This is a genomic window from Mesorhizobium sp. C416B, assembly GCF_030323165.1.
Classification (GTDB): Bacteria; Pseudomonadota; Alphaproteobacteria; order Rhizobiales; family Rhizobiaceae; genus Mesorhizobium.
The window spans coordinates 4294719-4308368 of the sequence record NZ_CP100471.1 but is presented as its reverse complement, the minus strand read 5'-3'; the positions used below and the strand labels follow the sequence as shown (position 1 = coordinate 4308368).

The window sequence follows — 13650 nt, the reverse complement described above, 5'->3', positions numbered from 1 at the left end:
TCAGCTCTCGGCGCATGATTTGGAACCGGGGTCCGCGCCAGCGAAAAATCGGTTTCGTTGGCAATCCTGCACACATCAAAAAACCTACAGCGTTTACGCATCCGGCCGGGTGCGGCGCTGTAGGGGCAAATCACGGCTCGTGCCGGACCAGTACTAAGCGGACCTAGCCACATCGACTGGACCATGGCAAGCAAGCGCCACATCACCTGTAGCCGGTTTGGTCGTAAATTATGTCCGCTTCCGGGCAATATCGCGTGATCCGCCCGAACTTGCGCCGATATAGCGCCGAAACGCTTCAGGGCCAGTGCCGTCGAAAAAATCGCCGGCAGGTCCCGTCGCGGCAACCCTGCCATTGTCCAGAAAAACCATCTGCTCGCCGATACGGCGAGCGTCTTCCGGCTGATGCGTGACGAACAGCACCGTCATCGCCCGCTCGGCATGAACGCCGGCCACCAGGTCGAGCATGTCGTCGCGCAGTGCTGGCCCGAGCGAAGCGAACGGCTCGTCGAGCAGCAGCACTGGCCGGTCGCGCACCAGAACGCGGGCGAGCGCCACGCGCTGCCTTTCGCCGCCGGAGAGTTCGCGCGGCAGGCGCATTTCCTTGCCGGCCAGGCCGACGCGGTCAAGCGCCTCGGCGATTGCGGCGCGATCGGCGTCGGTCAGGTTGAGCGATGGCGAGCGGCCGAGCCCGACATTCTTCTCCACCGAGAGATGAGCAAACAGATTGTTTTCCTGGAATACCATCGACACCGGCCGCGCCGAAGGCGGCTCGGCGCCGACATCGGCGGCGCCGATCAGCACACGACCGGACTCCGGCGTCTCGAAACCGGCCACCAGATTGAGCAAGGTCGATTTGCCCGAACCGCTTGCCCCCATGATGGCGGTGATCTTAGATGTATCGAATTCGACATCGAACAGGAATGGCGTTTCGCCATAGCTGAACGAGACCTTGTCCAGCCGGACAGTCGTGCCTTTCTCCACAGCGGACGTCACGATCTCTCTCCCCGTCCCAGCCAGTCTGCCGCGACCACCAATGCAAGGCAGACCGCCCCGAGCAGCAAAGCCAGCCCGGCAGCATCGGCCGTGCGATAGCTGCCCATGCGCGCCAGCAGGAGATAGGGCAAGGTCTGCACCGAATCGCTGCCGAACAGCGCGATGACGCCGAGATCGCCGAGCGACAGTGCCATGGCGAAGGCAAAGCCGGTGGCCAGCGGCCGCCGGAGCGATGGCCAGTCGACCAGAAGCAGCCGGTTCCAGCCCGCAATGCCGAGCTGCGCGCACAGCTTTTCATGGCGCTCGCTCGCCGCATCATAGGCCGGGCGCATCGCGCGGATGGCAAAGGGCATCGCCATCACCGCATTGACGGTGACGACCATGACCGGCGCGATGGCAAAGACATCGCTGACCGTGCGCAGCAGGAGAAACCAGCCGGCGCCGATGACGATGGGCGGCACGACGAGGACGAAGCCGGCGCCGGTGTCGGTGGCATGTTCGAGCAATGAACGGTCACTGGACCGGCGGCGCAGCGACAATGCCCGCCGAGCCATGATCAGCGACAGCGACAGCGACACCGAAAGTAGCGCCGCAGAGAAGGCGAGACCGGCGCTGGTCAGCGTCGCCTGACGCACGGCACTCTCGCCCGCCAACCGGCCGAGATCGGCGTCGAGGCCGGACGCGACGGTGGCCGCCATTGGTCCGGCGACGAACAGCAAGGCGAGCACGATCAGGACGGCGTTGAACGCTGTTTCTGCTTTGCCGGCCAAGTGATAGCGGCGCGGCGCGACAGGCAAATTGGCGTCGCCGGTCACATTGGCGCCGAGCCGCGTCAGCGCCAGCATGACGGCAAAAGTCAGCGCGATCTGCAGCACCGTCAGCGTCACCGCTCGCGCCGGATCGAAGTCGAAACGCAGCGCCTGATAGATGGCGACTTCCAGCGTCGTCGCCGCCGGCCCGCCGCCGAGGATCAGCACGATGGTGAAGGAGGTGATGCAAAGCATGAAGACAAGCCCGGCGACGCCCGGCAGCGCGGCGCGCAGCACCGGCCACTCGATCAGCCGGAAGGCTGGCCTCGCCCCCATGCCGAGCTGGCTCGCCAGCCGCCATTGATCGGCCGGCACCGTTCCCAGCGCTTCGAGGAACAGCCGGGTGGCCAGCGGCAGGTTGAAGAAGACGTGGGCGACGAGGATGCCTGGCAGCCCATAGATGTCGGGCCAGCTCTGGCCACCGATCGCGGCGAAATAACCGGCGCGGCCATAGAGCGCCAGTATGCCCAGCGCTGCGACAATCGCCGGCAAGGCAAGGGGCACAGTAAACAGCTGCAGGATGAAGCCGCGTCCGAAGAAGCGCGGATGCCGCGACAGCGCGCGGGCGACGAACAGCGCCGGTACGACGGAAAGCAGAGTCGAGAGCGCAGCCTGCCAGAGCGTGAAGCGGACAACGCGCACGAGATAGAGGTCAAAGGCGGACGCGGCGCCGGAAAGGTCGTGCGCGCCTTCCCGGATAAGGCCGGCGAAGGCGCCACCGATCAGCAGCGCGATTGCCGCAAGCGCGACAATGCCGGCCGTGATGCGGGGGTCAGAGCGTTGCACTCTTTACCGGGCGTCGCGTTCCTTCGCGCCCCCCTCTGTCCTGCCGGACATCTCCCCCACAAGGGGGGAGATCAGCTATTTCCGCGCCCCGCTTATTCCTGCAACCTTGGCGACTGGCGAAATCGCCGACGATAGCCAATCTCCCCCCTCGTGGGGGAGATGTCCGGCAGGACAGAGGGGGGCGCCGTAGGGCACTCATCTTTCGATCATACAGCCAAAGCTACTTGCTCATCACCGCCAGCCATTCATCCACCCAGGCCTTGCGATTTGCCGCGACCTGTTCCGGGCTGAACAGCAAGGTCTTCGCCGGCTTGACCAGCCTATCAAAAGCCGGATTGAGCGGCTTGTCGGTTTTCCCGGCCGGGAACATCCAGTTGGTCTCCGGAATGACATCCTGGAATTTCGGCCCGGTCATGAAGGCCAGGAACTTCGCCGCCAGCGGGTTCTTCGCGCCCGTGGTGGTGATGCCGGCGACCTCGACCTGCAGATACTCGCCCTCCTCGAACGACGCCGCCTGGAAGCGCCCGGTGTTCTCGGCCACCATGTGGTAGGCCGGCGACGTCGTATAGGAAAGCACCATCGGCGCCTCGCCCTTGGTGAACAGGCCGTAGGCCTCGCTCCAGCCCGGCGTCACCGTCAGCACTTTGCCCTTGAGTTTCGCCCAGGCTTCCGGCGCCTTGTCGCCATAGACCGACTTGACCCACAGCAGCAGGCCGAGGCCCGGCGTCGACGTCCTCGGATCCTGGATGACGATCTTGTCGGCGGCATCGCCCTCGACCAGTTCCTTCAGGCTCTTCGGTGGGTTCTTCAGCTTCTCGGTGTCGTAGACGACGGCGAAATAACCATAATCATAGGGCACGAAAGTGTCGTCGCTCCAGCCGCCCGGCACGTTGTTTTCAGCCACCGGGCCATGTCGGACAAACAGGCCGGAAGCCTTGGCTTCCGCGGTGAGGTTGGTGTCGAGGCCAAGCACGATATCTGCTTTGGTCGAGGCTCCTTCCAGCTTGACGCGGTTGAGAAGTGCGACGCCGTCGGCCGCCGAGACGAAGTCGACGCTGCAGCCGCACTCGGCTTCGAATTCCTTCTTCACCTGGGGGCCCGGACCCCAGTCGGCAGTGAAACTCTCATAGGTATAGATCGTGAGTTTTTCCTGCGCGCACGCAGGGCTTGCCAGTAGCGAAACAGCAAGCCCAAGCGCTGGGACAAGACGGGACAAAAAAATGCGCATCGGCGCCTCCTTCATTCGTGTTGAAAGGAATTGAGGCGTCGGGCTGTCCGAAGCGTCTAATCCCTCCGCCGGTACAAACCGGATCAGGTTCAGCGGGTTGGCGAGACTGCCTCTCAGCCGGTCCGCGAAGATCGCGTCCGGCACCCCGTTAGAGCGTTTCGACACATAGGCCCGGCCAAGGTGCCACGCAAGTGGAAGTTTGCCCGAGCGTGATCCCGGAAAGTGGAATCCGTTTCCGGAAAAAGATCATGCTCCAACAAAGAGTGACGGTGCCGCTCGGCCTTCCGTTTCGTCGGCGGGGCTGGTAAGGGCCAGCGGATATGAGCACATTCACCATCCTGCTTGGCGGCGATCTCGTCCGCACGCCGCGGCTCGACCGCCAGGTCGCGGGCACGCGCGTCATCGCCGCCGACGCCGGCATCGATCATGCCCGCCTGCTCGGCGTGATGCCGGAGCTGTGGGTCGGCGATTTCGATTCCGTGCCGGCGGACCTGCCTGCCGATCTCGCCGCCGTGCCGCGGGAGGTGTTTCCTCCCGAAAAGGACAAGACCGATGGCGAACTGGCGATCGCGGCGGCATTGGAACGCGGCGCCACCAGCCTGGTGCTGGCCGGCGCTTTCGGCGGCAAGCGCGCCGACCACGCCTTCCTCCATCTGGCGCTCAGCCTGCGGCTGGCCGAGGCCGGCACAAAATTGCTGTTGACCAGCGGAGCGCAGGAAGGCGCCCCTCTGCTGCCTGGCAAGGCCGGCTTCGACTATGCCGACGGAACGCTGTTTTCGGTGCTCGGCTTTTCCGATCTTTCGGGCCTCACCGTGTCCGGCGCGAAGTGGCCGCTCGACCATGTCGAGGTCGTGTTCGGCTCGTCGCTGACCATCTCGAACGAGGTCAAGTCCAACACGACCGGGGGCGGCCTCGAAATCGCGCTCGGCCATGGCCGCGCGCTGCTGCTCGCCCACCCCTACCCCTTGCCTGAAAGCTGACATGGCCCCGCCCCTTCTCAACCTCGACGGCATAAGACTGACCTTTGGCGGCACGCCGCTGCTCGATGGCGCCGAACTGACGGCGTCCGCCGGTGACAAGATCGCGCTCGTCGGCCGCAACGGCTCCGGCAAGTCGACGCTCCTGAAGATTGCTGCTGGTCTGATCGAGCCGCAAGACGGCGAGGTCTTCCGCCAGCCTTCGGCAACGGTGCGCTATCTCCCGCAAATGCCCGACATGGACGGCTTTGCCAATGTGCGCGCCTATGTCGAGGCCGGGCTTGGGCCTGCCGACGATCCCTACCGCGCCACATATCTGATGGAGCATCTCGGCCTCGCCGGCACGGAGAACCCCAACGATCTCTCCGGCGGCGAGGCGCGCCGCGCAGCACTTGCCCGCGTCATGGCGCCCGAACCCGATATTCTGCTGCTTGATGAGCCGACGAACCATCTCGATTTGTCGGTCATCGAATGGCTGGAAGAAGAGCTTGTCCGGACGTCTTCGGCGCTGATCGTCATCTCGCACGACCGTCGCTTCCTCGAACGCGTCTCGCGCGCCACTGTCTGGCTCGACCGTGGCCAGACCCGCCGCCTCGACAAGGGCTTTGGCCATTTCGAGGAATGGCGCGACCTTGTGCTGGAAGAGGAAGAGCGCGAACAGCACAAGCTCGGCCGCCAGATCGTGCGCGAGGAGCATTGGCTGCGCTATGGCGTGACGGCTCGCCGCAAACGCAACATGCGCCGCCTGGGCGAACTGCAGACCATGCGCCAGCGTTTTCGCGGCCATCGCGGCGCCGAGGGCTCGGCGACCATGGTGGCCAGCGACGCCGCCGAATCCGGCAAGCTGGTGATCGAGGCCAAGAACATCGAGAAGAGTTTTGGCGACCTGACCGTGGTCAAGGGCTTCTCGACCCGCATCCAGCGCGGCGATCGCGTCGGCCTTGTCGGGCCGAACGGCGCCGGCAAGACGACGCTGTTGAAGATGCTCACCGGCGAGATGAAGCCCGATGCCGGCTCGGTGCGGCTCGGCACCAATCTGGAAATCGCCACGCTCGACCAGAAGCGCGAGGCGGTCGATCCGGCCGAGACCCTGGCGCAGTATCTCACGGACGGGCGCGGCGAAAACCTCGTCATCAATGGCGAGCAGCGCCATGTCGTGTCCTACATGAAGGATTTCCTGTTCAAGCCGGAACAGGCGCGCACCCCGGTGCGCGAGCTGTCCGGCGGCGAACGGGCGCGGCTGCTCCTGGCGCGTGTTCTGGCGCGGCCGGCCAACCTTCTGGTGCTCGACGAGCCGACCAACGATCTCGACATGGAGACGCTGGAACTGTTGCAGGAACTTGTCGCCGGCTTTGCCGGCACGGTCATCCTGGTCAGCCACGACCGCGACTTCCTCGACCGCACCGTCACCAGCATCATCGCCCCGGACGGAGGCGGCCGCTGGATCGAATATGCCGGTGGCTATTCCGACATGCTGGCGCAGCGCGGCGGCACCCGGCTCGACGACCGCAAGGCGCGCGCCAAGGCCGAAGCCAGCGATGCGCCGGCGCCGGGCAAGAGCGAGCCGGCAGCGCCAAAAGGGCCGTCGAAGAAACTGTCGTTCAAGCAGAAATTCGCCCTGGAATCGCTGCCCAAGAAGATCGAGGCGGTAATGGCCTCGATCTCGCGTTTGGAAAACAACATCGCCGATCCCGCCTATTACGAGCGCGACCCGGCCTCGTTCCAAAAGACCATCGCCGCCCTCGACAAGGAACGCGCCACGCTGGCCGCACTCGAGGAAGAGTGGCTGGAACTGGAAATGCTGCGTGAGGAGATGGAGGGGTAGCATTGCCTGCGGTCTTTTATGCGCGTATATTGTGCGCATGAAAGGAGGCATCTCCGTGCTTCAATCGACGCCAAAAACTCAGCGGACCTCTGTCAACACGTCCATTGACTCTCAGTTGATCAAGGACGCCAAAGCGTTGGGCATCAACATCTCCCGCGCTGCCGAAGCAGGGATCGCGAAAGCGATTGCGGCGGAGAAAACGCGTCGATGGCAAGAAGAAAACAGGGAAGCCATCGAAAGCTCCAACGAATATGTCCGAAAGAACGGACTGCCATTGGCTAAACACCGGCCGTTCTGATGGCGCGTTACGATTTCTATCGGAGTACCGAGAGCGACGGTTATCTTCTCGACGTGCAGTCAGATATGCTTGAAGGGCTGAGCACGAGGGTGGTCGTTCCTTTGATGCCGCCCGAGATTGCCCCGCTTCCTGGCCGCCGCCTGAACCCGACCTTCGCTATAAACGGCAAAGATCTTGTGATGGTCACACAGTTTGTGTCGGCCTTCAGCGCGTCCGAATTGCGGATGCCAGAGGGAAACCTTTCTAGACATCACGACGACATCGTCGCCGCCCTCGACATGCTGTTCCAGGGCTTCTGAGCGAAGGCAGCCGCTACTGCCGCCCGTCAACCTGCCGTCTTGGCCTGCCAGGCCTTCAGCGCCTCGTCGAACACCTTCTCGCCCGGAATGCCCTTTTCCATGGTCAGCAGCGCCCGGCGTCCGGTCTTGTAGACCACCGGCACGTCGATCCAGTCCTGGCCTCGAAGCAAGGTCATATTGGCGTCCTCGTCGGCCTTGGTGTCGTTGAGCGCCACCAGGAAGAAGCCGTCGGCGATCTTGGCCGGAATGCCGATCAGCGGGCTGCCGGCATCCTGTTCCGAACTCTTCATGGCGACGCGCAGGATGTTGTCGACGCCACCGCCGTCAAAGCCCTCGGGCGTCAGGAAGATCATCTCGATGATGTGGCTGGCCGGCAGCGTCTGGTCGGTATTGCGGCGGATGGTCATGCGCAGCTGGATGTCCTTGCCGGGAATGGTCGCCTCGGCGCGGATCGCCGGCTCGGGCGGCAGGTCGCCGCCGGGCGATTCCTGCACCAGCGACCAGACGATGCTGCCGGGTTCGGCCGAACCTTGCGCGGTCGAGGTGCGTTCCTCGTAGAAGATCGCCTTCTGGCCGACCGCAACGGTCGGCGCGGGAGCGGCGGCCGCCGGCGCAGCGGGCGGCGTGGCGGCGGCATCAGCCGGTGCTGCCCCATTGGCCGGCGGAGCGACGCCATCGGCGGGCGGCGTTGCCGGTGGCGTGGCGGAAGCGTCGGGCGCCGGCGTGGCGGGCGCGCCCGTGGCTGCGGCGTCGCCGGCCGGCGGGGTCGCAGGCGCTGGAGCCGCAGGTGGCGCTGGAGCCGGGGGGGCGGTGTGGTCAGCGCGGCGACGGACTCGCCCTCGCCGATGCCGCTTTGACCGGCCGCGGGACCGGGGTCGGTTTCACCGCCTTCGGGCGACAGGCGCTGGGTGAACTTCGTTCCCTCGCCGGCAGCGGCCGGTGCCGGTGCATCGGCCGCGGGCTTGGCCGGCGCCGGCTTTACCAGCGGTTCGGTCGAGACCGTCTTGGTGTCGCCGCCGAGGCCCAGCATCGAGCCAAAGGCATCCTTGTTCAGCCAGATGCCATAGCCGCCGCCGGCGACCACCAGAAGCGCGACGACAGCCGCGATCAACCCGCCATAGCTGCGCCTGCGCTCGGCTGGGCGCAGGCGCTGGAACGTGTCCGCGACCGGCTGCTCGTCATTGGCGAACACATCGGCGCTGTCGTCGTCGGCGTCCAGCTCCACGGCTTGCTTGTCGATGGTTTCTGCACGCGCCGCAGGCGACGGCGGTGTCGGCGCGGGCCTCTGCCAGCTCGGCTCTGTCCTGGCGGTCGGCGCCGGCTGCACGGGTTTCGCCGGCTGCCAGGCCGGCGCAGGCGTGGCGGAAGGCTTTACATGACTGGACTGGTTCTTGTTGCGGTCTATGGAGGAGAAGATGTGCTCCAGCTCCGCCAGCGGATCGGATGCCGGCACCGCCCTGGCATAGTCGCGCTCGACGCTCGAGATGGCATCTTCCAGGGATCGCTTCTGCGTGCTTATGGCTTCGGCGGCCAGCGGCGGCGAATACTCCGCAAGCTTCTTCGCCAGCATGGTACGAACGCTTTCATAGATCCGCGTACGCTTTTCGGGCGTTTCGTCGCCGTGCTTGTCGAGCGCCTTTTTCAGAATAGCAACGAAATCTGCCATGCTTCAGTCGACCTGTATTTTGTTTCCGCGCCGGCCCCCGCAAATCGGCCGCGATGCCCGGAAAGGCTTCAGAAAACTAGTCTTGAAACGGATCGGTCACAAGTATCGTGTCGTCCCGTTCCGGGCTGGTGGAAAGGAGCGCGACGGGTGCCCCGATCAGCTCCTCGATGTAACGGACATATTTGACGGCCTGCGCCGGAAGGTCGTTCCAGCTGCGCGCGCCGGCTGTGGTGCCTTTCCAGCCTTCGAGCGTCTCGTAGACCGGCTCGACACGCGCCTGCGCGCCCTGGCTGGCCGGCAGATAGTCGATCGTTTCGCCGTCGAGACGGTAGCCGGTGCAGACCTTGATCTCATCCAGCCCGTCGAGCACGTCGAGTTTGGTCAGGGCGATGCCCTTGATGCCGTTGACGGCGACGGCCTGGCGCACCAGCACGGCGTCGAACCAGCCGCAACGGCGTTTGCGCCCGGTGACGACGCCGAATTCGTGGCCACGCGTACCGAGAAATTCGCCGATCTCGTTCTTCTGCTCGGTCGGGAACGGGCCTTCGCCGACACGCGTCGTATAGGCCTTGGTGATGCCCAGGACATAGCCGATGGCGCCGGGGCCCACCCCCGAGCCGGCGGCTGCCTGGCCGGCAACGGTGTTGGACGAGGTGACGAACGGATATGTGCCGTGGTCGATGTCGAGCAGCGTGCCTTGCGCGCCCTCGAACAGGATGCGTTCGCCGGCGCGGCGCTTGTCGTCGAGGATTTTCCAGACGCGGTCCATATAGGGCAGGATCTCATCGGCGACCGAGGTCAGCTCGGTCATGATCGCCTCATGCGTGACTTCGCCATGGCCAAGCCCGCGACGCAGCGCATTGTGATGCGTCAGCAGCCTGTCGACCTTGAGGGGCAGCGTTTCCAAATCCGCCAGATCCATCACCCGAACCGCGCGCCGGCCCACCTTGTCCTCATAGGCGGGGCCGATGCCACGACGCGTCGTGCCAATTTTCGTCCCGGAATTGGAGGCGGCGTCCTCGCGGAATCCGTCCAGCTCCCGGTGCAGCGACAGGATAAGCGCGGTGTTTTCGGCTATTTTCAGGCGGTCCGGCGTGACCTCGACGCCTTGCGCCTTGAGTTTTGCCACTTCCGCGACAAAGGCGTGCGGGTCGAAGACGACGCCATTGCCGATGATCGACAGCTTGCCTTGCCGCACCACGCCCGACGGCAGCAGCGACAGTTTGTAGACCTTGCCGTCGACGACCAGCGTATGGCCGGCATTGTGGCCGCCCTGGAAGCGCACGACCACGTCGGCGCGCTCCGACAACCAGTCGACAATCTTGCCCTTGCCTTCGTCGCCCCATTGCGAGCCGACGACCACCACATTGGCCATGTTTCTTTTCCCTTGAGATGCCGCCCTGGCGGCCTGGATATGGTTCGAAACGACAGGCCTCTATAGCGTCAAGACCTCGCAAGCGCGACCTTTCTTTGCCGTCGAAAATGCCCTGAGGCACAACAATTTTCGGCTTTGACATCATTTACTTGCGTCGGCGGGGGCAATAGGCCGGCAAACACAACTTCCCAGGCGGCCGGAATCCCGCATGCATCGACGCGCCTACCTGTTCCTGCTGCTGACCACCTTGCTGTGGGGCGGCAATTCCGTCGCCGGCAAGCTGGCGGTCGGTCACGTCTCGCCGATGACGCTGGTCTTCCTGCGCTGGGTGCTGGCCGTCGCGATCCTGCTGCCGATCGGCTGGCGCACGATCAGGGAGGACTGGCCGGTGGTGCGCAAACACTGGTTCGTCCTGGCTGCACTTGGCGCCAGCGGCTTCACTCTGTTCAACACCATTTTCTACACCGCGCTCAACTACACGACGGCGATCAATGTCTCGATCGAACAGGCGGCGATGCCGGTCTTGATCATCATTGCCAATTTCTTCTTCTTCCGCCTGCGCGTGAGCTGGGCGCAGATTGCGGGCGTGGTGCTGACCATCTTCGGTGTCATCTTGACTGCCTGCCACGGCGATCCGCGCCGGCTGCTCACATTGGAACTCAATTTCGGCGACGCCATCATGCTGGTCGCGGTCGTCCTCTACAGCGGTTATTCGGTCGGGCTGCGGCTGAAGCCGGTGATGCGCTGGCAGAGCCTGATGTTGTCCCTGGCGATCGCTGCCCTCATCACCTCGCTGCCGTTCTTCCTGTGGGAGGTCGCCGCCGGCAAGGTTATCGTCCCCGATATCAGCGGCTGGGTGGTCATCGTCTATACCGCGATCGGCGCTTCGGTCATTTCGCAGATCACTTACATCAGGGGCAACGAACTGATCGGCGCCAACCGTGCCGGGCTGTTCATCAATCTGGTGCCGATCTTCGGCACGCTGCTGTCAGTGCTGATCGTCGGCGAGACATTCCAGCTCTACCAGGCGCTGGCGCTCGTCCTGGTGCTGGGCGGCATTTCGCTCGCCGAATACAGCGGGCGCAAGATGGCGGCACCGAACCGCCGCGGATAACATTTGGCTGCTGCCGCGCTACGCCGCCGTCGCGATAACTGCTGCCGCGCGCCGACCTGGAACATTTTACCTCTGGCGGAGTTTGCTTGCGTGGGAGGCAACAAGATGAGCCATAACCCTCGCAGCACGGCAAGCATTGCCGGTCACCCCATTCATCCAATGCTGATTCCGTTTCCGATCGCCTTCTTTGTCGGCACCTTCGTTTGCGATCTGATTTTCTGGCAGACAGCCGATCCCGGGTGGGTCACCGGATCGCTTTGGCTTCTCGGCGCCGGCCTGATCATGGGCGCCTTGGCCGCTCTTACCGGCCTGACGGATGTCCTCGGCGATGTTCAGATCCGCAATCTCACGACGGCATGGCTCCATGCCGGCGGCAACGTTCTCGTCGTGCTGATCGAGCTTTACAACTGGTACTCGCGTTATGTCGCTGGAGCGGCGGCCGTGATTCCGACCGGCTTTATCTTGTCGCTGATCGTGGTTCTGGTCCTGCTGTTTACAGGCTGGAAGGGCTGGGAATTGGTCTATCGGCATCGCGTGGGCGTCTCCGACGGCTCAGACGAATTGACCTGAACCGGCCTGTGCGGCGGCCGCCCCAATGATGGGGGAGGACCGCCGCGTCCGCCACGCCGTCAACTACATCGCGTTGACGTCGAACTGCAGCCGCTTGGCCGAGTCTATCGACTTGTGCGCCTTGACCTGTTCCAGCACTTTTTCCGGGAACGGCGCGTCGAGATAGAGCAGCGCAATCGCGTCGCCGCCCGGCCGGTTGCGGCCGAGCTGGAAGTTGGCGATGTTGACGCCGTTCTCGCCGCACACCGTGCCGAGCAGGCCGATAATGCCGGGCGCATCGGCATTGGTTGTGTAGAGCATGTGCTGGCCGACCTCGGCGTCGAGATTGATGCCCTTGATCTGGATGAAGCGCGGCTTGCCGTCGGAGAAGCAGGTGCCGGCGATCGAGCGCGTCATGTGCTCGGTCTTCACCGTCAGCTTGATGTAGCCGTCGAACACGCCCGACTTGTCGCGCTTGACCTCGGCGACGATGATGCCGCGCTCCTTCACCATGATCGGCGCCGACACCATATTGACGTCGGCGACCTGCGGCCGGATCAGTCCGGCAAGCGCGGCACTGATCAGGGCACGCGTGTTCATCGTCGCGGTCGAGCCGTCGAACAGGATCTCGACCTCGTTGATCGGGTCCTCGGTGACTTGGCCGACAAAGGCGCCGAGCACTTCGGCGAGCTTGACGAACGGCTTCAGCCGCGGTGCTTCCTCGGCCGTGATCGAGGGCATGTTGATGGCATTCGAAACCGCGCCCTTGATCAGATAGTCGGCCATCTGCTCGGCCACCTGGAGCGCGACATTTTCCTGCGCTTCCGCTGTCGAGGCGCCGAGATGCGGCGTTGCCACCACATTCTCCATGCCGAACAGCGCGTTGTTCTCCGCCGGTTCGACCTCGAACACATCGACGCCGGCGCCCGCCACCTTGCCGCTCTTCAGCGCCGCGACCAGGTCGGCTTCGACGATGAGCCCGCCACGCGCGCAATTGATGATGCGCACGCCGTTCTTCATTTTGGCGATCGCCGCCGCGTCGATGATGTTGCGCGTCTTGTCGGTCAGCGGCGTGTGCAGCGTGATGAAATCGGCGCGGGCGAAAAGCTCGTCCAGCTCGACCTTGTCGACGCCGAGTTCCTCGGCGCGCTTGTCCGACAGGAACGGGTCGAAGGCAACGACATGCATCTTCAGGCCGACGCCGCGCGTGGCGACGATCGAGCCGATATTGCCGCAGCCGATGACACCCAGCGTCTTGCCGGTGATCTCGACGCCCATGAAACGGTTCTTTTCCCATTTGCCGGCATGGGTCGAGGCATTGGCCTCCGGGATCTGCCGTGCGAGTGCAAAGATCATCGCCACCGCATGTTCGGCCGTGGTGATCGAATTGCCGAAAGGCGTGTTCATCACGATGATGCCCTTGCGGCTCGCCGCGGGGATGTCGACATTGTCGACACCGATGCCGGCGCGGCCGACGACCTTGAGTCTTGTCGCGGCGTTGATCAGTTTTTCCGTGACCTTGGTCGCCGAGCGGATGGCAAGGCCATCATACTGGCCGATGACTTCGAGCAGCTTTTCCTTGTCCTTGCCGAGATCGGGCAAATAGTCGACCTCGATACCGCGGTCCTTGAATATCTGGACGGCGGTGGTGGAGAGTTTGTCAGAGACGAGAACGCGGGGCGCCATGGCGGCCTCCTTGAACTGGATTGTCGGGAAAGGGCGGCCCGCAGG

At 64.2% G+C, this 13650-nt stretch carries 11 protein-coding genes, 1 pseudogene and 1 riboswitch; of the genes and pseudogenes, 6 read left to right on the top strand and 6 right to left on the bottom strand.

The window, feature by feature from the left end; translation table 11 throughout:
- Positions 1-228: 228 nt before the first annotated feature.
- From thiQ to thiB, 3 genes are all read right to left on the bottom strand, one after another.
- The gene (thiQ, locus tag NLY43_RS21005; RefSeq protein WP_023707251.1) at positions 229-993 is read right to left on the bottom strand and encodes a thiamine ABC transporter ATP-binding protein; all 765 of its coding nucleotides are present in this window, start codon (positions 991-993) and stop codon (positions 229-231) included.
- Positions 990-2588: a thiamine/thiamine pyrophosphate ABC transporter permease gene (gene thiP / locus NLY43_RS21000; protein WP_023712814.1), complete on the bottom strand. Its 1599-nt coding sequence runs from the start codon at positions 2586-2588 to the stop codon at positions 990-992. The genes thiQ and thiP overlap by 4 nt, the downstream gene beginning before the upstream one ends.
- Before the next feature lie 220 nt (positions 2589-2808).
- Positions 2809-3816 (bottom strand): thiamine ABC transporter substrate binding subunit, encoded by a 1008-nt coding sequence (gene thiB, locus NLY43_RS20995; RefSeq protein ID WP_023713269.1) that lies wholly within the window; start codon positions 3814-3816, stop codon positions 2809-2811.
- Between the two features lie 43 nt (positions 3817-3859).
- A riboswitch (TPP riboswitch) is annotated at positions 3860-3974 on the bottom strand.
- Positions 3975-4136: 162 nt separating this feature from the next.
- Here thiB and NLY43_RS20990 point away from each other — a divergent pair.
- The 4 genes from NLY43_RS20990 to NLY43_RS20975 are packed head-to-tail and all read left to right on the top strand — an operon-like array spanning position 4137 to position 7215.
- Complete coding sequence (locus NLY43_RS20990; protein ID WP_023690494.1) at positions 4137-4796, top strand: thiamine diphosphokinase; 660 nt, start codon at positions 4137-4139, stop codon at positions 4794-4796.
- A gap of 1 nt (position 4797) precedes the next feature.
- On the top strand, positions 4798-6618 hold the full coding sequence (locus NLY43_RS20985; RefSeq protein WP_023690493.1) for an ABC-F family ATP-binding cassette domain-containing protein: 1821 nt from the start codon (positions 4798-4800) through the stop codon (positions 6616-6618).
- Positions 6619-6673: 55 nt separating this feature from the next.
- Positions 6674-6916: a type II toxin-antitoxin system CcdA family antitoxin gene (locus NLY43_RS20980; protein ID WP_023693600.1), complete on the top strand. Its 243-nt coding sequence runs from the start codon at positions 6674-6676 to the stop codon at positions 6914-6916.
- Positions 6916-7215: a CcdB family protein gene (locus tag NLY43_RS20975; RefSeq protein WP_023673676.1), complete on the top strand. Its 300-nt coding sequence runs from the start codon at positions 6916-6918 to the stop codon at positions 7213-7215. Before NLY43_RS20980 ends, NLY43_RS20975 begins: the two co-directional genes overlap by 1 nt.
- Before the next feature lie 26 nt (positions 7216-7241).
- Here NLY43_RS20975 and NLY43_RS20970 read toward each other — a convergent pair.
- Together NLY43_RS20970 and NLY43_RS20965 are read right to left on the bottom strand one after the other, a co-directional pair.
- A pseudogene (locus NLY43_RS20970) lies at positions 7242-8881 on the bottom strand (hypothetical protein).
- A gap of 76 nt (positions 8882-8957) precedes the next feature.
- On the bottom strand, positions 8958-10256 hold the full coding sequence (locus tag NLY43_RS20965; protein ID WP_023684197.1) for an adenylosuccinate synthase: 1299 nt from the start codon (positions 10254-10256) through the stop codon (positions 8958-8960).
- Positions 10257-10464: 208 nt separating this feature from the next.
- Here NLY43_RS20965 and NLY43_RS20960 point away from each other — a divergent pair, with 208 nt between their 5' ends.
- Entirely contained in the window at positions 10465-11370 is a 906-nt protein-coding gene (locus NLY43_RS20960; RefSeq protein WP_023699181.1) for a DMT family transporter, read from the top strand.
- 105 nt (positions 11371-11475) lie between these two features.
- Positions 11476-11940: a DUF2231 domain-containing protein gene (locus tag NLY43_RS20955; RefSeq protein WP_023711969.1), complete on the top strand. Its 465-nt coding sequence runs from the start codon at positions 11476-11478 to the stop codon at positions 11938-11940.
- A 63-nt stretch (positions 11941-12003) separates the two neighbouring features.
- Here the strand turns inward: NLY43_RS20955 and serA are convergent, their stop codons facing one another.
- Positions 12004-13605, bottom strand: a complete 1602-nt coding sequence (serA, locus tag NLY43_RS20950; protein ID WP_023699182.1) for a phosphoglycerate dehydrogenase — start codon at positions 13603-13605, stop codon at positions 12004-12006.
- Positions 13606-13650: the final 45 nt, after the last annotated feature.

What these genes read in the sequence shown, in the direction of transcription:
- thiB (WP_023713269.1), bottom strand. Translation starts at nt 3,816, where the DNA reads ATGCGCATTTTTTTGTCCCGTCTTGTCCCAGCGCTTGGGCTTGCTGTT.
- NLY43_RS20990 (WP_023690494.1), top strand. Translation starts at nt 4,137, where the DNA reads ATGAGCACATTCACCATCCTGCTTGGCGGCGATCTCGTCCGCACGCCG.
- NLY43_RS20985 (WP_023690493.1), top strand. Translation starts at nt 4,798, where the DNA reads ATGGCCCCGCCCCTTCTCAACCTCGACGGCATAAGACTGACCTTTGGC.
- NLY43_RS20975 (WP_023673676.1), top strand. Translation starts at nt 6,916, where the DNA reads ATGGCGCGTTACGATTTCTATCGGAGTACCGAGAGCGACGGTTATCTT.
- NLY43_RS20965 (WP_023684197.1), bottom strand. Translation starts at nt 10,256, where the DNA reads ATGGCCAATGTGGTGGTCGTCGGCTCGCAATGGGGCGACGAAGGCAAG.
- NLY43_RS20960 (WP_023699181.1), top strand. Translation starts at nt 10,465, where the DNA reads ATGCATCGACGCGCCTACCTGTTCCTGCTGCTGACCACCTTGCTGTGG.
- NLY43_RS20955 (WP_023711969.1), top strand. Translation starts at nt 11,476, where the DNA reads ATGAGCCATAACCCTCGCAGCACGGCAAGCATTGCCGGTCACCCCATT.
- serA (WP_023699182.1), bottom strand. Translation starts at nt 13,605, where the DNA reads ATGGCGCCCCGCGTTCTCGTCTCTGACAAACTCTCCACCACCGCCGTC.